The organism is Paenibacillus ginsengarvi (genome assembly GCF_003626695.1).
Lineage (GTDB): Bacteria > Bacillota > Bacilli > Paenibacillales > NBRC-103111 > Paenibacillus_AB > Paenibacillus_AB ginsengarvi.
The window spans coordinates 68062-92255 of the sequence record NZ_RBAH01000012.1; the positions used below are offsets into that span (position 1 = coordinate 68062).

25 protein-coding genes and 2 riboswitches are annotated in these 24194 nt (G+C 56.5%); of the genes, 11 read left to right on the forward strand and 14 right to left on the reverse strand.

What is annotated here, in order from left to right:
- Positions 1-209 precede the first annotated feature (209 nt).
- Positions 210-902, forward strand: coding sequence for a DNA alkylation repair protein (locus tag D7M11_RS17305; RefSeq protein WP_120748501.1), 693 nt, complete (start codon positions 210-212; stop codon positions 900-902).
- 71 nt (positions 903-973) lie between these two features.
- Here the strand turns inward: D7M11_RS17305 and map are convergent, their stop codons facing one another.
- Entirely contained in the window at positions 974-1750 is a 777-nt protein-coding gene (map, locus tag D7M11_RS17310) for a type I methionyl aminopeptidase (protein WP_120748502.1), read from the reverse strand.
- 157 nt (positions 1751-1907) lie between these two features.
- Here map and D7M11_RS17315 point away from each other — a divergent pair, with 157 nt between their 5' ends.
- Complete coding sequence (locus D7M11_RS17315) at positions 1908-2966, forward strand: acyltransferase (RefSeq protein WP_158606677.1); 1059 nt, start codon at positions 1908-1910, stop codon at positions 2964-2966.
- Between the two features lie 70 nt (positions 2967-3036).
- Here D7M11_RS17315 and D7M11_RS17320 read toward each other — a convergent pair whose 3' ends face one another.
- Positions 3037-3399 carry a LysM peptidoglycan-binding domain-containing protein gene (locus D7M11_RS17320; RefSeq protein WP_120748504.1) on the reverse strand — a complete coding sequence of 121 codons (363 nt, stop codon included), beginning with the start codon at positions 3397-3399 and terminating at the stop codon, positions 3037-3039.
- 145 nt (positions 3400-3544) lie between these two features.
- On the reverse strand, positions 3545-3910 hold the full coding sequence (locus tag D7M11_RS17325; RefSeq protein ID WP_158606678.1) for a DUF4383 domain-containing protein: 366 nt from the start codon (positions 3908-3910) through the stop codon (positions 3545-3547).
- 146 nt (positions 3911-4056) lie between these two features.
- Between D7M11_RS17325 and D7M11_RS17330 the strand changes: the two genes are divergently transcribed.
- Positions 4057-4782, forward strand: coding sequence for an MOSC domain-containing protein (locus D7M11_RS17330; protein ID WP_120748506.1), 726 nt, complete (start codon positions 4057-4059; stop codon positions 4780-4782).
- Positions 4783-4867: 85 nt separating this feature from the next.
- Here D7M11_RS17330 and D7M11_RS17335 read toward each other — a convergent pair whose 3' ends face one another.
- Positions 4868-5134 carry a hypothetical protein gene (locus D7M11_RS17335; protein WP_120748507.1) on the reverse strand — a complete coding sequence of 89 codons (267 nt, stop codon included), beginning with the start codon at positions 5132-5134 and terminating at the stop codon, positions 4868-4870.
- Between the two features lie 69 nt (positions 5135-5203).
- Positions 5204-5292: riboswitch (cyclic di-GMP riboswitch) on the reverse strand.
- A 252-nt stretch (positions 5293-5544) separates the two neighbouring features.
- On the opposite strand from D7M11_RS17335, the gene D7M11_RS17340 reads away from it, so the two are divergent.
- Together D7M11_RS17340 and D7M11_RS37760 are read left to right on the forward strand one after the other, a co-directional pair.
- A complete protein-coding gene (locus tag D7M11_RS17340; RefSeq protein ID WP_120748508.1) occupies positions 5545-6150 on the forward strand; it encodes a bifunctional transcriptional activator/DNA repair enzyme AdaA in 606 nt (201 codons plus the stop codon).
- A 93-nt stretch (positions 6151-6243) separates the two neighbouring features.
- Complete coding sequence (locus tag D7M11_RS37760; RefSeq protein WP_275671712.1) at positions 6244-6867, forward strand: methylated-DNA--[protein]-cysteine S-methyltransferase; 624 nt, start codon at positions 6244-6246, stop codon at positions 6865-6867.
- Positions 6868-6883: 16 nt separating this feature from the next.
- Here D7M11_RS37760 and D7M11_RS17350 read toward each other — a convergent pair whose 3' ends face one another.
- Positions 6884-8167 (reverse strand): ABC transporter substrate-binding protein, encoded by a 1284-nt coding sequence (locus tag D7M11_RS17350; RefSeq protein ID WP_120748509.1) that lies wholly within the window; start codon positions 8165-8167, stop codon positions 6884-6886.
- Between the two features lie 169 nt (positions 8168-8336).
- On the reverse strand, positions 8337-9158 hold the full coding sequence (locus D7M11_RS17355) for an AraC family transcriptional regulator (RefSeq protein WP_120748510.1): 822 nt from the start codon (positions 9156-9158) through the stop codon (positions 8337-8339).
- A gap of 237 nt (positions 9159-9395) precedes the next feature.
- Here D7M11_RS17355 and D7M11_RS17360 point away from each other — a divergent pair, with 237 nt between their 5' ends.
- The 5 genes from D7M11_RS17360 (at position 9396) to D7M11_RS17380 (ending at position 12784) form a co-directional block, all read left to right on the forward strand.
- Positions 9396-9656: a ribbon-helix-helix protein, CopG family gene (locus D7M11_RS17360; protein ID WP_120748511.1), complete on the forward strand. Its 261-nt coding sequence runs from the start codon at positions 9396-9398 to the stop codon at positions 9654-9656.
- The gene (gene dnaN / locus D7M11_RS17365) at positions 9653-10828 is read left to right on the forward strand and encodes a DNA polymerase III subunit beta (protein ID WP_158606679.1); all 1176 of its coding nucleotides are present in this window, start codon (positions 9653-9655) and stop codon (positions 10826-10828) included. Before D7M11_RS17360 ends, dnaN begins: the two co-directional genes overlap by 4 nt.
- Positions 10829-11020: 192 nt before the next feature.
- Positions 11021-11380 carry a DinB family protein gene (locus D7M11_RS17370; protein ID WP_420818433.1) on the forward strand — a complete coding sequence of 120 codons (360 nt, stop codon included), beginning with the start codon at positions 11021-11023 and terminating at the stop codon, positions 11378-11380.
- Positions 11381-11455: 75 nt separating this feature from the next.
- Complete coding sequence (locus D7M11_RS17375) at positions 11456-11707, forward strand: hypothetical protein (protein ID WP_120748513.1); 252 nt, start codon at positions 11456-11458, stop codon at positions 11705-11707.
- A gap of 156 nt (positions 11708-11863) precedes the next feature.
- Complete coding sequence (locus tag D7M11_RS17380; RefSeq protein WP_120748514.1) at positions 11864-12784, forward strand: AraC family transcriptional regulator; 921 nt, start codon at positions 11864-11866, stop codon at positions 12782-12784.
- A gap of 46 nt (positions 12785-12830) precedes the next feature.
- Here D7M11_RS17380 and D7M11_RS36925 read toward each other — a convergent pair whose 3' ends face one another.
- The 4 genes from D7M11_RS36925 to D7M11_RS17400 all read right to left on the reverse strand — a co-directional run bounded on the left by D7M11_RS36925 (position 12831) and on the right by D7M11_RS17400 (position 17769).
- On the reverse strand, positions 12831-14717 hold the full coding sequence (locus tag D7M11_RS36925) for a right-handed parallel beta-helix repeat-containing protein (RefSeq protein ID WP_193556219.1): 1887 nt from the start codon (positions 14715-14717) through the stop codon (positions 12831-12833).
- 204 nt (positions 14718-14921) lie between these two features.
- The gene (locus D7M11_RS17390) at positions 14922-15629 is read right to left on the reverse strand and encodes a thiamine diphosphokinase (RefSeq protein WP_120748515.1); all 708 of its coding nucleotides are present in this window, start codon (positions 15627-15629) and stop codon (positions 14922-14924) included.
- A gap of 24 nt (positions 15630-15653) precedes the next feature.
- The gene (locus tag D7M11_RS17395) at positions 15654-16301 is read right to left on the reverse strand and encodes a YigZ family protein (RefSeq protein WP_120748516.1); all 648 of its coding nucleotides are present in this window, start codon (positions 16299-16301) and stop codon (positions 15654-15656) included.
- 112 nt (positions 16302-16413) lie between these two features.
- A complete protein-coding gene (locus D7M11_RS17400) occupies positions 16414-17769 on the reverse strand; it encodes a glucose-6-phosphate isomerase (RefSeq protein WP_120748517.1) in 1356 nt (451 codons plus the stop codon).
- Between the two features lie 221 nt (positions 17770-17990).
- Between D7M11_RS17400 and D7M11_RS17405 the strand changes: the two genes are divergently transcribed.
- A complete protein-coding gene (locus D7M11_RS17405) occupies positions 17991-19292 on the forward strand; it encodes an NAD(P)-binding domain-containing protein (protein ID WP_120748518.1) in 1302 nt (433 codons plus the stop codon).
- Here D7M11_RS17405 and ppnP read toward each other — a convergent pair.
- The 4 genes from ppnP to purU all read right to left on the reverse strand — a co-directional run bounded on the left by ppnP (position 19262) and on the right by purU (position 24130).
- Entirely contained in the window at positions 19262-19582 is a 321-nt protein-coding gene (ppnP, locus tag D7M11_RS17410) for a pyrimidine/purine nucleoside phosphorylase (RefSeq protein ID WP_120748519.1), read from the reverse strand. The genes D7M11_RS17405 and ppnP overlap by 31 nt on opposite strands.
- A gap of 157 nt (positions 19583-19739) precedes the next feature.
- The gene (gene tkt, locus D7M11_RS17415; RefSeq protein WP_120748520.1) at positions 19740-21755 is read right to left on the reverse strand and encodes a transketolase; all 2016 of its coding nucleotides are present in this window, start codon (positions 21753-21755) and stop codon (positions 19740-19742) included.
- A 288-nt stretch (positions 21756-22043) separates the two neighbouring features.
- A complete protein-coding gene (locus D7M11_RS17420; protein WP_420818431.1) occupies positions 22044-22823 on the reverse strand; it encodes a CAP domain-containing protein in 780 nt (259 codons plus the stop codon).
- 47 nt (positions 22824-22870) lie between these two features.
- Positions 22871-23011, reverse strand: a riboswitch (cyclic di-AMP (ydaO/yuaA leader).
- Positions 23012-23230: 219 nt separating this feature from the next.
- Positions 23231-24130, reverse strand: a complete 900-nt coding sequence (gene purU, locus D7M11_RS17425; RefSeq protein ID WP_120748521.1) for a formyltetrahydrofolate deformylase — start codon at positions 24128-24130, stop codon at positions 23231-23233.
- Between the last annotated feature and the right edge of the window lie 64 nt (positions 24131-24194).

A 24194-nucleotide genomic window follows, 5' to 3' on the forward strand; every position in this document is an offset into this window, starting at 1 on the left:
CGGTCCCGAAACCGGCAGTCCGCGTTCGCCATCGCCTGCAAAAGCCGTATAGGTGCATTGTATCGCAAGGCGGCTTCTCATGCCAGCCGTTTCGCTTGGCGGTTCTTGCACTCCTTTCGCCGAACAGGCATACTACTATCAGCATCTTGCTTGTTATGCCGTTAACGATATCTCGGATAATAACTGAAAGCCAAGGGGATGAGCCGGAAATGAACGAATGGATTGCCGATTTGCAGCACCGTTTCGCGGCAAGCGCCGACCCCGGAGAAGCGCAGCGGATGAAAGCGTATATGCGCCATCAGTTCGAATTTGCCGGGATCAAATCGCCGCTTCGCAAAGAGATTATGAAAGCATGGAGCCAGCCGCTGCTGAAGCCCGCTCCCTCCCTGTCCCTCATTGAAGAGACGGTGCGCGGCTTGTGGGAGCTGCCCGAACGCGAGTATGCCTACACCGCGATCGATTTGCTTGCGAAGCAGCTGAAACGTCTGGACGACAGCCACTTGAGCCTGCTCGAATCGCTCGTCGTCACCAAGCCCTGGTGGGATACGGTCGATCTGCTTGCCGGCGGCCTTATCGGCCCGCTGCTGCTCCGGTATCCGCAGCTCGAAAGGGAATATCCGGAGCGCTGGATCGAATCCGATCAGTTGTGGCTCCAGCGCACGGCGCTGCTCTATCAATTGAAATATAAGCAAAATACGGATAAGGACCGGCTGTTTGATTACATACGCCGCAAAGCCGATTCCCGGGAATTTTTCATTTGCAAAGCGATCGGCTGGGCGCTGCGCGAATATTCAAAAACCGAAGCGGATGCCGTCATCCGCTTCGTCGGCGCCGAAAAGCTCTCTCCGCTCAGCGAACGGGAAGCGCTGAAATCGATTCAGCGCGGAAATGACCCGGCATAGCCGGTACACCGGACGGATAACCTAACACTAGGAACGAAGATCGGGACGGCAAGCGAGCCTTCTCTAGCTTCTTAGGCCCGGTTCTCTTCGTACAGCACCGGCTGTAAAACGGTGAGAATGAGCGGCCCCTTCCGGGTTATGGCGACCGTATGCTCGTATTGGGCGGACCATTTGCCGTCCACCGCCGTAGCGGTCCAGCCGTCGGCTTCGATTTTGACCTTCGGCTTGCCGGCCGTCAAGATCGGCTCGATCGTGATCACCATGCCTTCCTCCAGCTTGACGCCTTTGCCCCGCTTGCCCGTGTGCGGCACGGAGGGCCATTCGTGAATCCACGTACCGATGCCGTGCCCGGTAAAATCGCTCAAAATCGAATAACCGCCGGCGGCGGATACGCTTTGGATCGCATGGGCGATATCGCCGATCCGGCTGCCGGTCTTCGCCTGCGATATACCCGCATACAGGCAGTTTTTGGCGGTACGCATCAAGTTTCGGGACGAAGCGGACACTTCTCCTACGGCAAATGTCCAGGCCGAATCGGCCAGCCAGCCGTCTTTGTTCACGACCATGTCGATTGTAACGATGTCGCCTTCGCGCAGCAGCTTTCGTCCCGGCATTCCATGACACGCCACCTCGTTCACGGAGGCGCATGTCGCATACGGGTAGCCGCGGTATCCTTTCTGCTCGGGGGTCGCCCCATATCCAGCCAGAAAGCGTTCGACGTACCCGTCGATATCCAGCGTTGTCACACCCGGCTTTATATAGCCTATAAGCGAGCTGCGGCACGCTGCCAGAATGGCGCCTGCTTTCGCCATGAGCCCGATTTGCTCGGGCGTTTTCCATTCGGTCATTCGTATTCCTCCAAGAGAGCTTGTTTGCCCCTAATTGATCTGCGCTTGCACTTTATGCGCTCCGCTATGCAACTACGACATTTTGAAGTATACTGACATAGAATTTTAGCGCTTGTACGTAAGGTTTCACTACATACAGAAAGGTAGAGGTTTTCCTTTGAGCAAACCGAAACTGCTGGAGCTGGACATTGTCCGAGGGATCGCCATACTGGCCGTGCTGCTTATTCACGGCACATCGACTCCACGGGTGGAGCTGCCGCTCGGCACCCAGTCGCATACGATGTATTTCGCCATTAACAACCTGAGCTACTTTCCGGTGCAGGCGTTCGTGCTGCTCAGCGGACTCGTCTTGTTTTACAGCTATTACGACAAATGGAGCATCCGGAAAATCCCCGGATTTTATCGCAAAAGACTGCAATATATTTTGATTCCGTACGTGCTCTGGTCCTGCTTCTACTATTTGTACGACCAATGGCTGAATCCCGATGTAAGCGTCCACTTCTCGCTTAAGGAGTTCGCCGATCTGCTTCCTTGGGCCGAAGCGGGCTATCATCTGTACTTCATGTCGCTCATTATGCAATTTTATGCGCTGTTCCCGCTTCTCGTCACACTGGCCCAATGGCGCCCGTTAGGCCGCTACTTGTGGCTGTTCGGCATTCTCGTGCAGATCGGGTACTTCGTCTACGGTCAATATGCGGATACGCCCGTACCGCACAGTGACCGGTTGTTCGTCTCGTACTTCGCCCTGTTCTGCATCGGCGGCTCCATCGGCATGAATTACGAACGGATCGTCGAATGGCTGAACCGCAACATCTGGTGGGTTACGGCCGCCACGGCGGCAGTCGGCTTTACGTTTTTGCTGCTCAGCCTGCTGGCGCAATTCGGAATGCGTTTCGATTCCTGGCAGTTCGAGCTGCTGTTTAACGGCTATCCGACACTCGTATCGCTTAGCCTCATCTGGATCGGACGGCACTGGCTTACGAGCGCGCCTCGCTGGGCAGCGGCACTGTCGTCGCTCGGCGCCGTTTCGTTCGGCGTGTATTTCATTCACCCGGCTTTTCTCGGATTTTACAGCCTGCATGCGGCCGTGCCTCCCGGCCAGGCGTGGTACCATCTGTCCGTTTGGGGCGGCATTGCGCTTATCCTCTTCGTCCCATGGGTCCTTGTAAGTATGCTAAAACGGGTCAAAGGGTCATGGCTGCTGTTCGGCAAATAATCCGCATCTCCGCTTCGCAGCGAACGACAAAAAAGGGCGTCTCTATCGCGAGACGTCCTTTTTGCGCCATTTAACGCCCTTCCAGCCTTCTGACCCGGTCCTCCAGACGATCTACGCGCTGACGCAGCCGATCCACCTCATTGTCGGTGCGGCGCAGTTCCCGCTGCAGACGGTCGGTTTCCCTCTCCAGCCGGGTCACCCGCTGCTCCAGTTCCCGCCCGGGCGGGAACAACCCCGGAGGAAATAATCCGGGTCCTACTCCTTGCGGGCCGGGTCCTCCCGGCGTGCCTTGCGGGGGAATGAAGATCGTCTGTCTGACATAGAGCGGAATCGAACCGTTCAGGCCGTTCGCTTGCATCAGTTCTTGCATGGTGATGCCGAAACGTCCGGCGATCCCATACAGCGTATCTCCGGGCTGCACGATGTAATTCATCGGAATTCCTCCATATGCGGTAATGAAGCCGTATGCCTCTCCCGATATGATATGCAGCCCGCTGGGTATTTGCCCCGGGGCAAGCCCGCAATCTTTTTGCAGCGTCCGGTTCCCTGATCGATCAGCCCTCACTGCCCATGTCCCGTCATTGCCTTGAGCCGAGCCTGACCGTTTGAATCGCCTGCGCCGTAAATCCCGCATACGAGGCGACTGCGCCTACAATCAGGTGCAGCACACTCTCCGCTTCAGTCAGATTGGCCTGCCACAGCCATTCGGGCCGAGCCAGCCCGACGATGCCTAACAGAACGAAGCCGATGCCCGCCATTTTCGCAAACCATACCGCATTTTCCTCGCGGCCGGATGCGAGTATACCGGCAAGACCGATGATCAGATGCACGCTATTGCGCACTCCGTCAAAATAAAGCAGACCGAACAGGCTGTCCGCAAACAAGCCGGCAACCCCCAGGACGACGAACAGGACACCAACCGCCCTAGCCAGCGTTTTGACCATTCGCTCCCCCTCCCCTCCCACATAGTAAAGCAGACGCGAACCCATCCAGCCGTTCAACCGGTGTAGTACAGCTTATGAGCCCGTCCGCCAAAAAAGTACAAACGGTCAGGCCCAGCCAGAGCCTGCCGTCCAGAATTTGTGGTACAATGAGAGCCAAATCAACGAAAAGGATCGGAGGGACATTCGGCTTGAACATCGATATCGTTTCGCTGAATGTAGGAAAGCCGCAAACCTACGTGTTTCAGGGGAAGGAAGTGCCGACGGGCATTTTCAAAAATCCCGCGCCGGAAGGGCCGGTTCCGCTGTCCGCCTACAACTTCGCCGGGGACGGCCAAGCCGATCTGGTCCACCACGGCGGGCTGGACAAAGCTGTTTGCGTCTATTCTTACGAGCACTATCCTTATTGGGAGAAGCAGCTCGGGCGCAAGCTCGCTTACGGGGCGTTTGGAGAAAATTTGACCGTGCGGGGGCTGACGGAGGACGCGGTATGTATCGGTGACATTTACGCAATCGGCGAAGTGCGCTTGCAGGTTACCCAGCCGAGACAGCCGTGCTTCAAGCTGGCTAAAAAGTACGATGTGCCCGATCTGCCCTTGCTGGTCCAGCAGACCGGTTATACCGGCTTTTATTTTCGCGTGCTCACTCCGGGCCTCTTCGACCGTACGCGCCCTATGAGGCTCGAACGCCGGCACCCGGCCGGGCTTACAGTGGAATACGCCAACACGATCAAGCATCACGACAAGGAAAACCGGGAAGGGATCGAGGCTTTGCTCGCCGTAGAGGAGCTGTCCGGCAACTGGAGGGCATCGTTCATAAAGCGGATCGCGGGCAACGAGCCTTCCAGCGACGAACGGCTGAAGGGGTCCTTATAATAGCCGTGCGGCGAAAAAGCAAATAGACCGCGCGCCGGCTTCTCGTCAGACAGAAAAGCGGCACGCGGTCCCCTGAGTTCCCCTATTAACAGGCAAACGGCTTGAACGTATGATCCTTGGTGGTACGCAGCACTTTAACCATAATGATGGGCGCTGTCTGCGGATTTTTCGGCTTAAAGGTTAAGTTGATGAAATCGCTAATTTCCACGTCCAGCCCTTCCTGCTTGAACGCCTCGATAAAATCCCCGATCGTCGGCTTTTTGCCGAGCTCGCAATAAATATGCATTTCCTTGCTTTTCTTGCCATACCGGTCCACATATTCAACCGTCGAATAATACCGTTCCTTTAGCATTTTGCTTGCGCCTCCTTCAGTGTGAGCCACGAACCGAAGGGTGCTGGCGTAAGGCCTCTTCCAACACTGTTCGGCAACCCGGCGGCCATAGACGATACCTCTTCCTTAGGCCCGTAGCTTTGCGTCCCTGCCTTTCGGCAAGTTTGCCATTGATCCGTCCTGTTCAAGTCAACATTGCCTCTTTATCATAATATATATCGAAGCCGATTAATAGACCTTTTATCCTATTTTTGCACTAAAACGACACAAAATCGGGACTTTAGTCCTTAGTTAAATTTGCAATTCACAGAAAAAAAACTACAGGCTGCGCGTTCACAGCCTGTCGAAAACTTGCTCTCCTATTGCCGAACCGTTGTTCCCCTTGCCGGATCGGGCTATACTGACAACATGGGAGGAGCGATGAGGGAACGATGAATGAAGACTTGTGGAACACGATAGTGACAAGAAACCGCAAATACGACGGCATTTATTACCTCGGCATCAAAACGACCGGCATCTACTGCCGGCCGTCATGCCGCTCCCGGCTGCCGAAGCGGGAGAACGTCTCCGTCTACCGCAGCCCGGGCGAAGCGCGTCAAGCCGGCTATCGCGCCTGTAAACGGTGCAAGCCGGACAGCCCCGGTCCTAACGGTCCGGACGCCGAACTGGCGGCACAAGTGAAAGCCGTCGTCGACAGCCGGCTGCATCACAGCCCATCCTTGCAGGAGCTGGCGGGCGAGATCGGCGTTAGTCCGTTTCATCTGCAGCGCACGTTCAAAAAAGTGACCGGAACGTCGCCGGCAGCCTACGCGCTGAACGCCAAGCTGGATCGGGCCAGGCAATTGCTGCTCGCCACGGACAAGCCGGCGGCGCATATCGCAACCCAGGTCGGCTTTCGCAGCCCGTCGCATTTCTCCGCCGCCTTCCACAAAAAATTCGGGCAAACGCCGTCGGAGCTTCGAAACTCGGCCAAAGAAAAAATGGCTAGCCCCGCCGTCCCGCCCGCTGCGGACAAAAACGGGCGGACGGAAAGCTGAGCAAGCCACCATCAGCGATTTATGGACAAGCGGCCCTGTCGAAGCGCTCACTTCGATCAAAGCTGTATCGATACTATAGGAGGCGTGACACTCATGAGTACCTCAGCAATCATCCCGAACTCAGGTCCGAACACGGATACGAATACGAATACGAACTCCCGCTATGCGACCAACGGCCCGGCGATGCTGTACCGCGCTGAAATCCGGCTTCCGGACCGGCTTATGACGATCGCCGCCACGGAAGCGGGACTGTGCTTCGTATCGCTAACCGCAGAATCCGGCCAGGAACTGCTCGCTTGGGCGGAGAAAAGGCTTCCGAGCGCAGTCATCGTTTACGACGAAAACCGGATGAGCGAGTATGTGCGGCAAATCGAGGCTTATTTCGCCGGCACGCTCACCATCTTCAAGCTGCCGCTCGATATGGTCGGCACGCCGTTCCAGCAAGCGATATGGAGAGCCGTCGCCGCTATCCCGTATGGTGAAGTCCGCACCTATGCGGCGATCGCCGCCGCCGCGGGCTCGCCGAAAGCCGTGCGCGCAGTCGGCGCGGCAAACGGGGCCAACCCGATTCCGATCATCGTCCCGTGCCACCGGGTCATCGGCTCGAGCGGAACGCTTACCGGTTACCGCGGCGGAATGGCACTGAAGAAGCAGCTGCTTCATCATGAAGGGTTCCGCGATTTTACGGACAGCGGCCATGCCCGATTTCGATTTTGACCCGTACGGACCGATTTTATTTGGCGCCCTTCCGCTGCTCGATTTTCTGGTTCGCCAGCTCGCTGGCGTCGCGCAGCGCCGTATTTACATCCTTGGCGCCCGACAGCACCTCGTTCAGCGCCTTGCCGAGAAAGTCCTGGGCGATCGGATCGTCCTTCGCCACTTTGTACAGCGGCGCCGATTTCAGCTTGAAGATCGCTTCGATATTTTTGCCCTTCAGCGTCTGCATATTGGCGCCGAACGACGTTTCCAGTTCGCGGTCCACGAGCGAGGACACGTAACCGTCCTTGACGATCGCCGACTGAACCTCCTTGGACGTCAAGTAGGCGATAACCTGGAACGCCTCCTCCTTATGCTTGCTTTGCGGCGTAATGCTCAAGTTGTGCGAATCGACCTGATACGATCTTCCCGGCGCCTGTTTGTAGGTCGGCATCGACACCATATCCCAGTTCATCGGTGTGCCTTTCTTGTGCATATCCTCCAGATTGCTGATCACGTTCCAGAACGCCGACATCGCTACCGTCCCTTTGTAAAAGTCCTGCATATTGGCGCCTCTCTTGTTGCCGGGTATCGAATAAATGCGCACCAGATTGTTCATCATCGTTACGAAGCTCTCCGACTGTAGATTCGCCTTGCCGTTTGAGTCCACGAAGGCCGCCGAAAGCTGCGATACGCCTTCGTACGTGCCGCTCGCATCCAGCCCCCGGTATTCCGTTCCCCCGTCCGTCCGGGTTACTTTTCGGGCGAGCTCGGTCGCATCGTCCCAAGTCATGCCATCCTTCGGGTAGGCGACTCCGAATTTATCGAAAATATCTTTGTTGTAATACAACACGCCGAAATTCCGGTAGAACGGGATCGCATATACTTCCCCTTTGGCTCCCCACATCCGAATCGCATCCATCGCAAGCGGGTCGAGCTTGTTCAGATCGAACTTGGCCGACTTGATCAGCTCGTTCAGATCGTACAGCAGATGCAAGTCAAGCAGCTCGGCGTACCACGGGGTGCTCTGGTAGATCAGATCCGGAACCGTCCCCGCCGTAATCAGCTCCTCCGGCTGCTTGCCGGGACTACGCACGATCGTCTCCAGCGTAATATGCGGATACTTGCTCTTGACCGCGTTCACGATCGTATCCAGGATCGGGAACGGCGCCGGCATATACAACGTCAGCGTAACAGGCTCGGGAGCCTTCGCTTTCCCTTCGTCCCCCGCGGACGATTGTGGTTCGGCTTTCTGGCCGCAGCTGGCCAGCAGACAGGCGAGAAGTGCCGCCGTCATGGCGGTATGGGTAAAGCGCTTCATCCGAATCCCCCTTCGACAGCTCGTTTTCGGTTACATGCTAACAGTACACCGCTTTACGCACACCGTCTTTAGAGGAAATAGGGAATATAACCGGAGAACACCCGATTTGAAAGCACTTTCACATTAACGTTCGCAGCCGCGTTTTGCACGATATTGACTTTTAAGCCGTCTACAATCGATGCGATTGCCGCCACATCTGCGGGGAGACGCCGTACTTCATCTTGAACAGCCGGGAAAAATAATGGATGCTGCCGAAGCCGGTCGCCTCGGCGATGCGCTGCACGCCCATGTCGGTGTTCGCCAAAAAACTGACGGCGGCGCTCAGTCTCAGCTTGTTCAAATATTGGATCGGCGTAACGCCTGCCGTCCATTTGAATGCTCGTACGAAATAGGACGGGGTCAGGTGGGCCATCCTCGCGAGCGTGTCCAAGTTCCAATCCTCGAAATAAGTGGACTCCATATGCCGCATCAGGGAATGGATGAGCTCCTGCGTCGTACCGTCCCGAATGACCGGCGATCCCTGCCTCTTCCCCAGATGAGCTTGAACGAGCCGGATCGTTTTCCGCACATCGAGCATCATAACTTCCTCGCCGAACAGCGGCTTGCTCCGGACCCCATGCTCGAGCGATTCGGTCAATGCGTCCACCGTTTGCCGAATGCCGCGAACAATCGGGTTGCTGTCGAGCCGCACCAAGGGCTGGGAACGATTCCAGCGGATCGCCTGCTCCCCGGTTACGAATCCGTCTTCGTCGCCGCTGTCCATCTCTATGTACCAGAAGCGAAGCGGACCGGACCGGAACGCGAGCCAGTGTGGCGTATCGCGGTTCAGCAAGAACAGTGACGAAGGCTCGGCCCTGTATTCCTGCCCGCTCCACTCCAGCGTCGCCTCCCCTTCCCGGATATACAGCATTTCATCGAATGGATGGATGCCTCCGCTCGCCCCGTCGAACGGATTATTCACGGTACAATAATGACACGACCTGAGAAACATGCCGCCTTCCTCCCGTTCCGCAGGCTTGCGCAGCTTCTTAAAGGCGCCAATCCGTGATGTTTTCCGCGACTGCTGCTTATGAATTGGTTTTACTGTATGCCGAATCCGGCGAATTGTAAAGATACGTAGTCCCTATACAGCTTTTTCGTGTTGTCGAATATACGGTCAATGTGATACGCTAAAAGTAGGAATATTTTGAATTAGGTAACTTAATTCTATTTAGAACGGATGAACATAATGGATCAAGATGAAGTCAAGCTGGCCGTCCCGAAACGGGAAGGACAGATCAGCGCGGTATTTTCCCGCGGGGGGCCGCGCGAAGGAGCCGGGCGCAAAGCAATCGGCCAAACAAAGAAAGTGTCCTTGACTCTGCCCGCACCGTATTGGGAGGAGCTCGACCGCAGATGCGGGGAACTCGGAGTATCGCGGTCCGAATGGCTTCGCCGGCTGCTGCTGGAGCAGATGGCGCATCCGGAGCGGAAGCGGGAGGAGCCATGAAGACGCAAATCATGCAACCGGCACTTTTGGACGCTTTGCAGCAGGTCGCGCGAGCTGCTCCGACCTTTAGTCCCATTCCGGTTTTATCCAGCATTTTGCTGCGGATGAGTCGGGACCGGCTCGCCTTGAGCGCCAGCAATTCCGTTTTGACCATCCGTGCCGAAGTGCCGGCCGCCGACCGCGCTGTCCGGACCGATTCCGGTGAGGCGGATTCCCCCGATCGCCAGCGAGGCATCGTCGTTCCGGCCCGATACTTGCTTGAGATGGTGCGGAAGCTTCCGGCTTGCTTGGTTGAACTGGAACTGCCGAACGAGGCAGCCGCTCTGCTGACCGTTCGCGCAGGCAGCAGCTTATTCCGGCTGCGCGGACTTGAGCCGGACGCTTTTCCCGATATAACTCCGATCGAAGCCGCCAAATGGAGCCTCACGCTGCCAAACGGCTTGCTAAGGCCGATGATCCGCGGGGTTGTCTTCGCCGCCGCCGCTTCCGAAATGCGGCCGCTTCTATGCGGCGTTTTATGCCGATACGACGGCCATAGCCTCCGTTTTGTCGCAACGGACAGCGTGCGGTTCGCTTCCCGCTCCTCGCACCTCCTTTGTGCGCAAGGCAGCGCTCCTTTCGAAACGGTCATTCCCGCGAAAGGACTGAGCGAACTAGCCAGACTGCTGCAGGACGAACAAGGGGAGACGGTTATAGCTGCGGACGAAAGCCATATCCGGTTTCAAACGTCGCTGCTGACGCTGCAAATCTCGCTGCTTCACGGCACATACCCTCCGATCGAGGGGCTAGTACCGTCCCGCTTTATGGCAGAGGTGACGACGCCAACCGCCGGCTTTCTTCAAGCGATCGAAAGAGTCACCTTGCTGGCCGGCGAAACGAGCATCGTACATTTGCGCGTCGGGACGGACCGGACGGCGGAGCTGTTGTCGGCTTCGGCGGAAATCGGCGATGTTAGAGAGGACTTGCCCGTCTCCTGTTTGCACGGGGATTCTGTCGTCATCTCGTTTAATGGCAAATATATGGCGGATATCGTAAGGACGATCGACGCTCCGGATGTGCTGCTCCGATTTTCGGGCATCCGCACCCCGATTACGGTCCAGCCGGCGGACCCGGAATTATCTTCGGTTTATTTACTGACTCCAATACGGACGGCAGCGCAGCCATTCGATTAGAACACTTGTTCGCTATTCTTTCTTGTACTATAATTGGAGCAAATCCCCTTTTATATACTAAGGAGGCTGACAGCATTGAATCCAATTCCAATGTTTCAATACAATTGGCAAGTCCGGGACGAATGGTTCCGCACGCTCGCAGAGCTTCCCGCCGAAGAACTGACAAAGCCATGAACGGGCGGACATGGCAGCATCCTACGCACGTTGGCTCATATCGTGGCGGTTGAGCACGAGTGGGTGAGCACTTTACAGGGCGTAGACGATATTCAGCATCAGCTCGACGAGTATGAGACACTCGAGCAGGTCCGGGCCTTTTCCGATCAACTGCGTCCCGAGATCGAGTCGTTTTTACAGTCATGGGGGCCGGAGAAAGAGTCCGGCAAGTTCGAAGCCTCCCGCTTCGGACGCAACTTCGTCTTTCCGTACAGCGAGGTCGTATCGCATCTGATCGCGCACGAGATTCACCATATCGGCCAATTGTCCGTCTGGGCGCGGGAAGCGGATAGACAGCCGCCTTCGGCGAACGTCATCTTCCGCGGCTTGTTCGGGTGAATCGATTCGGTTCGCTCCGGGAAAAGTAGGAACTGTATGAACATGACGAGCAGTTTGGCACGGAGGTGATAGGTGATGGAGCAACACGGCAAGGAGCGGCTCGAGCAAGATTTGGCGAACGCCCTGACCGAAGGCGAGATGGCGGGGAAAGATCCGGACGTAGCGGCTCTGCGCCGCCTGAGTCCCCGCTACGAAATTCGGACTCAGACGACGCATGACCCGATTGTGGAAGAGACGAAGCTGGTCCGGAGCATGGCCCGCGAGATCGACGACCGATACGACCGGTACATGTCGCGAGCGGACAAATCCGAGGAACACAAAGAGTGACAGCGCGCCACAAACGAGAGCCGCGAGCGACAAAATAGCCGATCCTAGCTGTTCCTTCCGGATCGGCTTTGCTTTTCTCATCGGTCAATCGCCCCGCTCACCCGATATTGTGTTTGCACCTGTTCTTTTCTACAATGGAGAAGGAGGTGCTGAATCATGGTGCTGTACTCGAAGGATGAATATTTGGAGAGCGACGAATTTCCGTTCCGCGCCTTTTTATACCGGACATCGCCGGAGCGGCCGAAGCTGCTCCACTGCCACGATTTTATCGAGCTGGTATACGTATCCGAAGGCCGCGGCGAGCATTTGTACAAAGGCTCCTCGTACCCGGTATCCAAAGGCGATATTTTTGTCATCCCTCCGTTCGTCGAGCATGATTACTCCGTCATCGGGGACACCTCGCTGGACGTGTTTAATGTGATGTTTCTGCCGTCCTTTCTGACTGAAGAGCTGCAAACGCTATCACAAGTAACGCCCTTTTTCAACTTTTTTTATGTCGAACCGTTTTTTCGCCAGTCGCTCGACTTCGAGTCTCATATGAAGCTGTCGGTGCTGGAAGGCCGGGAGATTCGGCAAAGGCTTGATCGCATTATCGAGGAGTTCGACCGGAAGGCGCTCGGCTATCGGATCTCGATCAAGGCGCTGCTAATCGAAATGCTCGTCTGGCTGAGCCGCAAATACGAGCAGCGCTCCATTACTCCCCCGCTGCCGGCCGGCGACTCCAAAGTTATACAGTCCGTCTGCGAATTTCTCGAACACCATTACGCGCAGGAGATCAGCTTAGAGCAGGCCTGCCAAATGTGCGGAATGAGCCAGTCGAGCTTCACATCCAAATTCAAAATGACAATGGGCAAAACGTTCACCGAATACCGCAACGAGGTGCGAATCCATGCCTCGCTAAAGCTGCTTCGAGAAAGCGGAGACAAAATCATCGCGATCGCCGAAAGCGTCGGCATCAGCGACTTGAGCTATTACAACAAGCTGTTCAAAAAGATGACCGGACTGACGCCCCGGGAATACCGGGCCAAGTTCAGAAACGCCTCTTCCCCCCGGCATATGGACAAAAACGGCGAATAAGCCCGTTTCCGAAGCGGAAACGGGCATGATCCTTCCTATGGAAAACTCAAACAATCGCCCCGAACGGGCTCCACGTTCCCGGCGTCCCGCTCGCTGTGCAGATCCATCCGGCATAACCGCCGGATACGGGCGCCGTATTATAGACGATATCCCCCCGCTTCCATGCTCCCGCCACAGGGGCAGCGGTGCCGATGCTGTGGCGTCTGCCGTTGGCCTCCAGATAGGCTACGCCGTTCGACTGATCGGGCGCTCCGGCCACATTGCCCGACACGAGCCGGTTATTGGCGAAGCTGTTGCTCGACGCCCCCGCATAGTATTCCAAATCGTAAGCGCCTTCAAGAACGTTGTCCGAAAACAGATTGAAGCTGCACCCAGCCTCCAGCCGCAAAGCTATGCTGCCTGCGGAGCGGACGATGTTGCCGGTTACGGTGTTGTGCAGCGATTCCGTTGAAGCGGACGACATGTAGATGCCATGGCGCAGCGGAGCAACGATCACGTTGCCGCGGATCGAGTTGAAGCTGCAGCCCGAGCCGTCTCTCGGGGCGAGCTGAATGCCGTGATTGTACGTCGGATCGGCGCCCGCCTTCATTTCGATCACGTTACCCGACACTGAGCAGTAGCGGGACGCTTCGATCAAGATACCTCTGCGCTTCACCTCTTCAATCCGGTTATCGGCCACGATGCTATAATCCGAGCAGCGCAGTATAATGCCGACCTGCGCCGCCGTGGCGCTGTTATAGCCGATGTACCGGATACGGTTGCTCGTGATGGTGACATTTTTCGAATAATCGGTTGCCGTGGAGGCTTGCTCGAGCGTTATGCCGTTGCCGCAGTTGTAGATCGTATTATGCGCCACGATCGTCCTCTGACAGATGCGCTTCAAGGCGATGCCGCCGAACGGAAACCCGGTAATCCGGTTATGCGAAATGATATTCTCGTAATGCTTCGTTCCATCGCCGTCGTTGACGTATATGCCCAGATCGCCTCCGACGTCGAGTCGGTTGCCGGTGCATACCGCATTGGTTGCGCCGGAGAACATAATGCCCGAATCCGGCACGTTCGTGATCGTACAGTTGCGCACAACGGCATTTTCCCCGCCAATCGTCAACCCGTCCGCCACCGTGTAGCTGGTGTTGCCTCCGGTCCGGTTGCCGTCCAGCCGAATGCCGTCAATCGTCACATCGGGATAACAGCCGCCCGCTGGATTCATATTGTGGATCAAATAATAAGCCGTGCTTGCCGACGTGCAGTGATTGTCCTTCAGCTTTAACGTTCCGCCGCAGCCGACCAGGGCGACCTTCGCCTTCACATTAACCGAGGTGAACCGGAATATGCCCTGCGCCGGCACATAGACGGTTCCTCCGCCCGCTGCATAAACGGTGTTGATCGCCGACTGGATCGCCTGCGTATCGTCGGTCGTCCCGTCCCCCTTCGCGCCGAACCAGCGGATATTCACCCCCTGCTCCTCCGTGAGCCGTTTAAATCGAGCGCCGCCCGCAGTCGAGACGACGACCGTACCCGTGTTATCGGCCGAAACCGTATCCAGCGGATCGTAATAAAAGATTCCTTCCTGCCCTTTATCTTTCACAGCGTAAAACATAACGTCGGCAGGAGTCGGCAGCGAGCGGAGGTCGGCAAGCAGGACCGGCTCCAAATCGCCACAGCAGCCGTTTCCGTACACTTGACCGATTACGCTGCCCGTGCCTGCGCTTTGTGCCGATGACAACGCGCCGCCCAGCCAAAAGGAAAGCCCGGCCGCTCCAATCGAAGCTACCAGCCTGCGCCGGCTAATCCCGCTCCCACCTGCGGGCTCACTCATTCCGCCTTCGTTCCCGCTCTCATCCGCCCTGCCTGTCAGCATGGCGCTATCTTCGGCTTCCGTTCGCTCCCGTGCTTGCCGCTTTTCCAAACCTGCATCTTGTTCGGCGCTCATCCTTATGTTCCTCCTCGGATAGGGATCACTTCTCCCCCATCCTACTACAAACCCTTTTCCGGCTTCTTGGACGATTGGCCAAATAATGCGGCTGAAATTCCAGACATGCCAGGCACGATTATTTTGCAAAACGATGACCGCAAACCTAAGAAAAACGGCTCAGGCAAGTACCATGCCTGAAGCCGCTTCAAATGTGTAACCCCGTTAACCATCCTTGCTCTGAATGACAAGCAGATACCCTTCCCCGATGCGTACCTCGCCCGTCTCGCCGGTTATCACATTGCTGATACCGAGCGATTGTCCGATCGAAAGGCTTGCATCCGTGAGCGGATATTGAAAGCCCGTAAGCGTAATCCCCCGCACGTCCAGCGTTAGAGGCAGAAGCGACACATGGTCGTACAAGCCCTTACGCAGCGTCATAGACGGCCCGGGGCCGAGCAGACGAATTTCATTGCAAGCATCGACGATACAGCAGCCAATGCCGCGGTCCAGCGCCTTGCGGAGCAAAAACACGTTGGCTAGCGAATGGTCAAACCGGGTGCCAAGCGCCCCGAACAGGACGATCTCCTGCGGCTGCCGCTCCAGCGCCCATTCGAAAGCCATCTCGGTGTCGGTCCAGTCTTTCATCACCGGATCGCAGTCGATAAACGTTTCGCTATGCCGCCGAATCATCTCCCGCTCCTCGGGGCTAACCGAGTCGAAATCCCCCAGTGAAACGGATGGTTTCAGCCCGCGGCTCACCAGAAACAGCGCTCCGCGGTCCGCCCCGACAAGCGTATCGCCGGGCTGCAAACGATCTAACACCCAACTCCCCAGCGTCCCGCCCGATACGATTACGATACGGCCGTGTTCCTTTACCGAATGCTCGGGGGAATCGTCTTGCCCGCTCGGGAATAAGCGGCTTTCCGACATGTCTCTTCCTACTTTCCTCTGTCTTTACGACCGGTCGTCGCCTGCCGGCACTTCGCGGTACTCCGCCTCCCCGGTCACGATAGCCGCCTGACCTTGCGTCAAGTCGGTCATCCACGCCACGAAGGCGTCCGTTTCCGAGTCCCGGGGCCAGCAGCGGATCGTCACCTTGTCCGTAAACAACGTATCGCCGAGCATCGTTCCTTTGCCCCGCAGCTCGTTGTCTACCTTACCGTGCCATGTATAATCGATCTCGACGAGCACCTCCCGGTGGAGGGCGAGCGTCACCAGCTTCGCTGCGGCCAGCCCCTCGACCGTCGCGTCCGTGTAGGCGCGGATCAGCCCGCCGGCTCCGAGCATAATGCCGCCGAAGTAGCGGGTCACGACGACAACGGTATTTTTCAGCCCTTGCTGCTTGATGACCTCAAGGATCGGCTTGCCCGCCGTTCCGCTAGGCTCTCCGTCGTCGGACTGCTTCTGGAACTGGTCGCGCTCCCCAACCACATAGGCCGAGCAGTTATGCGTAGCCGACCAATGCTCCATCTTGATCTGCTCGATAAAAGCGATCGCTTCGTCCTCACTCTCCACCGGCTTCACATGGCCGATAAAGCGCGATTTTTTGATCACGATTTCGGCGGACGCCTGCCGCCGTACGGTCCTGTACTGTTCCAGCAACCGCCCTCACCTCCTTCTGCCTATCCGAAAAAAGACGGGCCGCCGAAGCGCGTCCGCGATTTCGGCTTGCCCGCCCTTTCCTTTGTACATTCTCACCGCTGCTGTCAGACGATCAGTTTCCGAGCCGCGCTTCCAGCTCCGCCTTTTCCTTCTCGTAGCCCGGTTTGCCGAGCAGGGCGAACATGTTTTTCTTGTATGCCTCCACGCCCGGCTGATCGAACGGATTAACACCGAGCAGGTAGCCGCTAATGCCGCACGCCTTCTCGAAGAAATACACCATATAGCCGAACGAATAGGCAGAAATGTCCGGAAGCGTTACGATCAGGTTCGGCACGCCGCCGTCCGTATGGGCCAGCATCGTGCCCTGGAACGCCTTTTTGTTCACGAAATCCATCGTTTTGCCGGCCAGGAAGTTGAGGCCGTCCAGGTTTTCGCTATCTTCGCCGATCACGATCTGCTCTGGCACGTTTGCCACCTGAATGACCGTCTCAAACAAATTGCGCGCGCCTTCCTGCACGAACTGCCCCATCGAGTGCAGATCGGCGGAGAAGTCGACCGATGCCGGGTAAATGCCCTTTTGGTCCTTGCCTTCGCTTTCCCCGTACAGCTGCTTCCACCATTCGGATACATAATGCAGCGAAGGCTCATAGTTGACCAATATTTCGATCGCTTTGCCTTTGCGGTACAGCGCGTTACGAACGGCAGCGTACTGGTAGCTCTCGTTCTGCGCGAGTTCCGGATTTGCATACTCCCGGGATGCGTCGGCCGCGCCCTGCATCATGGCGTTAATGTCGATACCGGCCGTGGCGATCGGCAGGAGTCCTACAGCCGTCAGTACGGAATACCGCCCGCCTACGTCGTCCGGAATAACGAAGGACTCGTAGCCTTCAGCGTCAGCCAGCTTTTTGAGCGCGCCCTTTTCCCGGTCGGTCGTCGCGTAAATCCGTTTGCGCGCCCCTTCCTTGCCGTACTTCTTTTCCAGCAGCTCGCGGAAAATGCGGAAGGCGATCGCTGGCTCCGTGGTCGTCCCCGACTTGGAGATCACATTGACGGAGATATCCTTGTCTTCGAGCAATTGAAGCAGATGGGTTACATACGTCGAGCTGATATTGTTGCCGACAAAGTAAATTTCCGGCGTGGTTCTCTTACCTTTGGGCAGTATATTATAGAACGAGTGGGATAGCATTTCGATAGCGGCTCTGGCGCCCAGGTACGATCCGCCGATACCGATGACGACCAGCGCGTCCGAGTCGGACTGAATCCGCTTCGCCGCTTGTTGAATGCGGGCGAACTCTTCTTTGTCGTACTGGTTCGGCAGCTCGATCCAGCCGAGGTAATCGGAACCGGCTCCCGTTCCCTTGTGAAGCAGGTCGTGGGCGAGCCGTACCGGCTCACGGAAATAGTCGATCTCGTGCTGCTGCACGAAAGAAAGCGCCCTGCTATAATCGAATTGAATCTTGGAACCCATAGTCAAAATTCCCCCTTTTGCATAGTAGGCCGCATCGCGCGAAGGCCGGCAAAACTTTCACTTCGTCCTTCCATCACATAGCGTTGCGATTGTTGAATTGATCCCTCAGAAAGCAAGTATAGCGCAGACATTCACAGAGGGTGACGGAAGTGCTACAATAGTTCTAGGACTGCAGCACCCCCGGCAACATTTCCCGCTGCAAACGTTTAGAGGTGAATATCATGAAAAAAATCGGTTTTATCGGCCTGGGTACGATGGGACAGCCGATGGCGGCGAATTTGCTGCGCAAGGGCTTCACCTTGACCGTATACAACCGCACCAAAGAGAAAACCGCGGAGCTGCTCCGTTTAGGCGCAGCCGTTGCAGAGACTCCTGCCGACGCCGCCAAAGACACAGACGTTCTCATTACCATGCTTAGCAACGATACAGCCATACGGCAGACGTTTTACGATCCGAAAGGCATTATGGAAGGGATTCGTCCCGGTATGACTGTCATCGACTGCAGCACCATCTCTCCGCATATGAGCAAGACGCTTCAAGCCGAGCTTGCCGACCACGGCGTCCATTTCCTGGATGCGCCGGTAACCGGGAGCAAACCTGCAGCCGTAAGCGGCACGCTGCTTTTTATGGTAGGCGGAAGCGAAGAAGCGCTTAACGAACAGCGAGACGTGTTCGAGGCCATGGGCAGCCGGATCGTCCATATGGGCCCTTCCGGATCGGGATCGTACACCAAGCTGGCGCACAACACGATGGTCGGCATCAACGCGCTCGGCTTTATCGAAGGCATGGCGCTGGCAGCCAAAGCAAACGTCGACCTGACCAAATTTTACGAGATCGTGATGGCTGGCGCCGCCAGCAGCAAGCAAGCCGAGCTGAAAGGTCCGAAAATTTTGAATCGCGATTTCTCGACCCAGTTCTCGATGCAGCTGATGCACAAAGATTTGCGGCTCGCCACGCAGCTTACCGACCAGCTCCAAGTTACGGCGCCCCTGCTGAATCTGGCCAAGAACGTGTACGAAATGGGCCTGAGCAAAGGAGTCGGCGAACAGGACTTGTCCGCTATCGTCCATTGCTACGAAGAGTGGATGGACAAAACGATTGAGTCGTCCGAGCAGCAGGACCTTCAGCCTGAAGCGCTGCTGACGGCGCAAGATTTGAATATCGAACGCCGCCGAAGCGTGCGCGTCCCGATGAATATCCGGCTGCTGCTGTCGGTCTACGAGTGGGAGCAGGAAGGCGCCTTCTCCGGGCAAAATATCGAAGGCACCTTGTACGACTTGTCCGACAGCGGTCTTCAGGTTACGAGCACGTTCCCGCTTGCGCAAGATATGTTCATCGTCATTCACTTCCCGCAGGAAGCCGAGCTTCCGCCTATTACCGCCCGGATTATCCGTATTTTCTCGGAAGGCGGGTTATTCCGTTACGGCTGCATGCTGTCCGGTCTTCCTCCTTACACCCGCATCAAGCTGGAGGAATACATTCAGATGAAGCTTCAGGAAACCGGCAAGAAGGAGCAGATATAGTCGGTTACCGATTTGACGTCCATTTTGAAAGTGGCATGGGCCGGCACTTCGAACTGCATGCCTCCCTCAAACGGCTTCCATTCGGTTTCGCCGGGAAGCAAAGCGAGTAAGCTGCCGGATGTAATTTCCATAATTTCAACCGTATCGGTGGTGAATTGATAGGATCCCGGCAGCATAAGACCGAGCGTTTTTTTCGAGCCGTCGGCGAATACAACGGTGCGGCTCGTTACGCCGCCGTCAAAGTAGACGTTCGCTTTTTTCGCAACGGATACGTTAGTAAATTCGGACATGGCGGCATGCTCCTCAATCGTAAAGTAGATGTTCTGGTTTACAAAAAAGAGTCCTGCGAAGGGCTCTTTTTTTTGCGCTGATTCTTTGTGAACACCGAGAGCAAAATAAGAGTTCTCGCGCGAGAAGCTCCTATTTTGCTTGGGCTCGGCAAACGGCTTACAGCAAAGCTTTCACTTTGGCTGCAACGTTATCCGCCGTAAAGCCGTACTCGGAAATAATTTTGCCAGCCGGCGCGGATGCGCCGAACTTGGCGATCGCAAGGATGTCTCCGCCGTCGCCGACGTAACGCTCCCAGCCAAGCGGATAAGCCATCTCGACCGCAAGGCGCGCTTTCACGCCGGAAGGCAGCACCGACTCCTTGTACGTTTCGGACTGCTTCTCGAACAGCTCCCAGCTCGGCATGCTGACGACGCGCACGCGTACGCCTTCTGCGGCAAGCTTTTGCTGCGCCTCGATGGCCAGCGATACTTCCGAACCTGTTGCGAGAATGATCGCTTGCGCTTCGCCGCCGGCCGCTTCCGATACGACGTAAGCTCCGCGGGTAACGCCTTCGCGCGCATGTTCCGCCGCGCCCTCGAGATTCGGTACGGCTTGACGGGTCAGCACGAGCGCAACCGGCCCGTTCTTGTTCTCGAGTGCGTACCGCCATGCGGCAGTCGTTTCGTTCGCATCTGCCGGACGAATCACGGTCACATTCGGAATGATGCGGAGCGCTGCGAGCTGCTCGATCGGCTCGTGGGTCGGGCCGTCCTCGCCGACGCCGATGCTGTCATGCGTCAGCACGTACGTTACCGGCAAGTCCATAATCGCGGCAAGACGAACGGCCGGGCGCAAATAATCGGAGAAAACGAAGAACGTACCGCCGTAAGGCTTGACGCCTTTATGCAGCGCCATTCCGTTGAGAGCCGCGCCCATTGCAAATTCGCGAACGCCGAAGTAAACGTTGCGGCCGGCGTAGTTCGCAGATGTAAATTGGCCGAGGCCCTTCATATGAGTCATCGTGGACGATTCCAGGTCGGCCGATCCGCCGATAAACGACGGAACCTTAGCGGCAAACGCATTGATCGCATTGCCGGACGCGTTGCGCGTGCCGATGCCTTTATCCGCAGGCGTGTACGTCGGCAGATCGGCGTCCCAGCCTTCCGGCAATTCGCCTGCAACTGCCTGTTTGAACTGAGCGGCCAGCTCCGGATAAGCAGCCTCGTAGCGAGCAAACTGCTCGTTCCAAGCCGCTTCGGCCTGAACGCCTTTAGCCTTCGCTTCAGCAAAATTGGCGTATACTTCCGCCGGCACGTGGAAATGCTCCTCCTCCGGCCATTCGTAAGCTTTCTTCGTCAGCACGACTTCATCGACGCCGAGCGGAGAACCGTGCGGGCCGACATGGCCGCCCTTGCCCGCTTTGTTCGGGCTGCCGTAGCCGATGACCGTCTTCACTTCGATCAGCGACGGGCGCGGATCGTTTTTCGCTTCCAGCACGGCCTTCTCGATAGCGGCCAGATCGTTGCCGTCTTCGACGCGGCTGTAATGCCATTTGTAGCCTTCGAAACGGGCTTTCACATTTTCCGAGAACGACAAATTCAGTTCGCCGTCCAGCGAAATGTCGTTGGAATCGTACAGCACGATCATTTTGCCAAGCTGCAAATGACCGGCCAAAGAAGCCGCCTCGCCGGAGATGCCTTCCATCAAGTCTCCGTCGCCGCAGATTACATACGTATAATGATCAATAATGCTCATATCGTCGCGGTTGTATACGGCGGCCATATGCGCTTCCGCCATAGCCATGCCTACCGCGCTGGCGAATCCTTGACCGAGCGGTCCGGTCGTGGCGTCCACGCCTGCCGTATGGCCATATTCCGGATGCCCCGGCGTTTTGCTGCCCCATTGACGGAAGTTCTTCAGCTCGTCCATCGACAAATCGTAGCCGCTGAGGTGCAGCAGGCTGTATAGCAGCATCGAGCCGTGACCGGCGGACAGCACGAAGCGGTCGCGGTCGATCCACTCCGGATTGGCCGGATTGATCTTCATCAAGTGCGCATAAAGAGCATAGCCCATCGGAGCCGCCCCCATCGGCATGCCGGGATGCCCGGAATTCGCTTTTTGCACGGCATCGATTGACAGCGTGCGGATCGTATCGATCGACAGACGATCGATCGATTTCGTTTGAGACGCCATTCTTCCATTCCTCCCAAAAATTCGGTATTCGCCCGCGCCGGTAAGCTGTCTACTGTGCGCGAACTCTCATCTTTGTCCAGCGGACACTTTTTGTCGCTTTGCATTATTGTACCATTTGCACAACCCGTTTACCACAATCTTGGCCTGAAAAAAACGCTACTAGTTTTCTCCATAGACGGCGCCGGGAAAGGGGTATAGACCGCTTCTATCGCTCGTTTCGCGGGTAGCCGGCAGGCGCTGAACAGAAAAACCGGAAGCGATATCGCTCCCGGTTTCCGTGTTTTCCTATCAGTTTGCAATAAATTCTTGAACCCACTCGCCGTTATAATAAGCAACGCCGATTTTCGTAAAGTTCGGGCTCATAATATTGGCGCGGTGCCCTTCGCTGTTCATCCACGCATTCATCACTTCTTGCGGATTGCGTTGGCCTTTGGCGATGTTCTCGCCTGCATATGAATAATGGATGCCGTACGATCTCATCATGTCGAATGGAGAGCCGTAAGTCGGCGAAGTATGATCGAAGTAGTTATTGTTGTACATATCTTTCGCTTTGTCGAGAGCCATGTTCGTCAGTGCAGGATCGCTCGCCAGCGGCGAAAGGCCAGCTTTGGCGCGCTCCTGGTTTACGAGAGAGACGACCTGATCGGCATAAGCGGACGCTGTCGTAGTTGTGTCGCCGCCATTTTCGGAGGCACTGCCGTTACCCGTTTGACCTGTACCGGCTTGGTTGCCTGTTCCTGTACCGGCATTCGAACCGCTGCCTGCGTTACCTTCATTGCCGGCTTGTCCCGAATCGGAACCATCATCCGTTCCCTGATTCGAGCCATTATCCGGCGTTTGCGTGCCGCCGCCTTGATGCCAGCCGTTTCCGTAATCGCCACTTGGAATATCGCAGTTCCACTGCGGATATACTACACGTACATTCCAACCTTGCTTCTGCACGTTTTGCAGCAATTCGTCAAGCGAGAAACCGGTTTGAGCCGTTACACGGTTCAAAAGATCGTTCGTGCTATTAGTAGGTTGTGCCGGAGCCGCATAAGCCGAACCTGCACCTGCCATTACACTCAAAGCCAAAGCACCTGTCATCAAAGATTTCTTAAAACGCATATTATAGTTCCTCTCCTTATTTGGGCCTGCGAGGTTAGCTGACGGGTTCGGGTCAAAGAGCAATCACCCTGCCGCTTTTGGCGGCTTCACCCCGAAAAAAATGGTGGGTTCCCCGCGCTTCGTATAGGAAGCTTCGGCCTTTATTTGTTTTCCCCAGAAAAGCCCGGCTTGCCGTAGCCGTCCTTCCTGCGGTGGTTCCATCATAGCACGGGCTTTTGCGGCGGGTCATTGCGCAATGATTTCCACCATAACGTTATCCCGCGCCCCGAGCGAGATTGAGACTGCTCGTTTTGTTCCTATGCGAGGCGATTTTTAAAATATAAAAGCCTTTCCGCTAGGGAAAGGCTTTTAACCTACGGCATCGCCGCTTAGTTGAATACAACCGTCTTGTTCTGATGCGTCAAAATGCGGTCCTCCACATGCCACGCCACGGCGCGGGCGAGTACGATCCGCTCGATATGCCGGCCGATCCGCTTCAGCGCCTCGACGTTATCGCGGTGACTGACTCGCTGCACGTCCTGCTCGATGATCGGTCCGCCGTCCAGCTCTTCGGTGACGTAATGAGCGGTCGCCCCGATAATCTTGACGCCGCGCGCATACGCCTGCGCGTACGGCTTGCCGCCGACAAAGGCCGGCAAAAATGAATGGTGAATATTAATGATCCGGTTCGGAAAATGCTCGATAAACGATGGCGAAATGATCTGCATATAACGGGCCAACACTACCGTATCTACGTTCGCGGTAAGCTCCAGCTGTTTCGCCTCGGCTTCGCGTTTCGTATCAGCCGTAACCGGCACATGATGGTACGGAATGCCAAACGACTCGACCGTCTCCCGCATATCCGGATGGTTGCTGATGACCATAGCGATGTCGGCATTCAGATCGCCGGACTTCCACTGCCACAACAGCTCCAGCAAGCAGTGATCCTCCTTGGACACGAAGATCGCCAGCTTCTGCTTCCGCCCCGCCTGCGTCACCCTCCAGTCCATCGCGAATTCGCGAGCCGTCGTCTCGGCGAAATCCTGCTTCAGCTCGCCGAGCTGATTAGCCAGATCCGGCAAATCGAACTCCAGCCGGATAAAAAACAGTCCGCCCTGCGGGTCCATCGTATATTGATCCGATTGCACGATATTGGCGCCGTGCCGCGCCAAAAATTGCGACACCGCCGCTACGATGCCCGGACGGTCGGGACAAGAAATAAGCATCCGCGCCCGATCCGATTGACGGTCCGAAGGCGGCATATTGGATGATGTGATCAATGGACTCATAAGTTCGATTCTCGTTCCTCTCGTATCCGGTACATGCGGAGGCTTGTCCGCTCTATAACGTTCC

Bases quoted from the DNA above. Each gene is read 5' to 3' on its own strand.
- D7M11_RS17355 (WP_120748510.1), bottom strand. From the start codon at position 9,158: ATGTTTCTCAGGTCGTGTCATTATTGTACCGTGAATAATCCGTTCGAC.
- ppnP (WP_120748519.1), bottom strand. From the start codon at position 19,582: ATGTCCGAATTTACTAACGTATCCGTTGCGAAAAAAGCGAACGTCTAC.
- D7M11_RS17350 (WP_120748509.1), bottom strand. From the start codon at position 8,167: ATGAAGCGCTTTACCCATACCGCCATGACGGCGGCACTTCTCGCCTGT.
- tkt (WP_120748520.1), bottom strand. From the start codon at position 21,755: ATGGCGTCTCAAACGAAATCGATCGATCGTCTGTCGATCGATACGATC.
- D7M11_RS17340 (WP_120748508.1), top strand. From the start codon at position 5,545: ATGAATGAAGACTTGTGGAACACGATAGTGACAAGAAACCGCAAATAC.
- D7M11_RS36925 (WP_193556219.1), bottom strand. From the start codon at position 14,717: ATGAGCGCCGAACAAGATGCAGGTTTGGAAAAGCGGCAAGCACGGGAG.
- D7M11_RS17405 (WP_120748518.1), top strand. From the start codon at position 17,991: ATGAAAAAAATCGGTTTTATCGGCCTGGGTACGATGGGACAGCCGATG.
- D7M11_RS37760 (WP_275671712.1), top strand. From the start codon at position 6,244: ATGAGTACCTCAGCAATCATCCCGAACTCAGGTCCGAACACGGATACG.
- dnaN (WP_158606679.1), top strand. From the start codon at position 9,653: ATGAAGACGCAAATCATGCAACCGGCACTTTTGGACGCTTTGCAGCAG.
- D7M11_RS17380 (WP_120748514.1), top strand. From the start codon at position 11,864: ATGGTGCTGTACTCGAAGGATGAATATTTGGAGAGCGACGAATTTCCG.
- D7M11_RS17335 (WP_120748507.1), bottom strand. From the start codon at position 5,134: ATGCTAAAGGAACGGTATTATTCGACGGTTGAATATGTGGACCGGTAT.
- D7M11_RS17325 (WP_158606678.1), bottom strand. From the start codon at position 3,910: ATGGTCAAAACGCTGGCTAGGGCGGTTGGTGTCCTGTTCGTCGTCCTG.
- D7M11_RS17400 (WP_120748517.1), bottom strand. From the start codon at position 17,769: ATGGGTTCCAAGATTCAATTCGATTATAGCAGGGCGCTTTCTTTCGTG.
- D7M11_RS17330 (WP_120748506.1), top strand. From the start codon at position 4,057: ATGAGAGCCAAATCAACGAAAAGGATCGGAGGGACATTCGGCTTGAAC.
- map (WP_120748502.1), bottom strand. From the start codon at position 1,750: ATGACCGAATGGAAAACGCCCGAGCAAATCGGGCTCATGGCGAAAGCA.
- purU (WP_120748521.1), bottom strand. From the start codon at position 24,130: ATGAGTCCATTGATCACATCATCCAATATGCCGCCTTCGGACCGTCAA.
- D7M11_RS17390 (WP_120748515.1), bottom strand. From the start codon at position 15,629: ATGTCGGAAAGCCGCTTATTCCCGAGCGGGCAAGACGATTCCCCCGAG.
- D7M11_RS17305 (WP_120748501.1), top strand. From the start codon at position 210: ATGAACGAATGGATTGCCGATTTGCAGCACCGTTTCGCGGCAAGCGCC.
- D7M11_RS17360 (WP_120748511.1), top strand. From the start codon at position 9,396: ATGGATCAAGATGAAGTCAAGCTGGCCGTCCCGAAACGGGAAGGACAG.
- D7M11_RS17375 (WP_120748513.1), top strand. From the start codon at position 11,456: ATGGAGCAACACGGCAAGGAGCGGCTCGAGCAAGATTTGGCGAACGCC.
- D7M11_RS17320 (WP_120748504.1), bottom strand. From the start codon at position 3,399: ATGAATTACATCGTGCAGCCCGGAGATACGCTGTATGGGATCGCCGGA.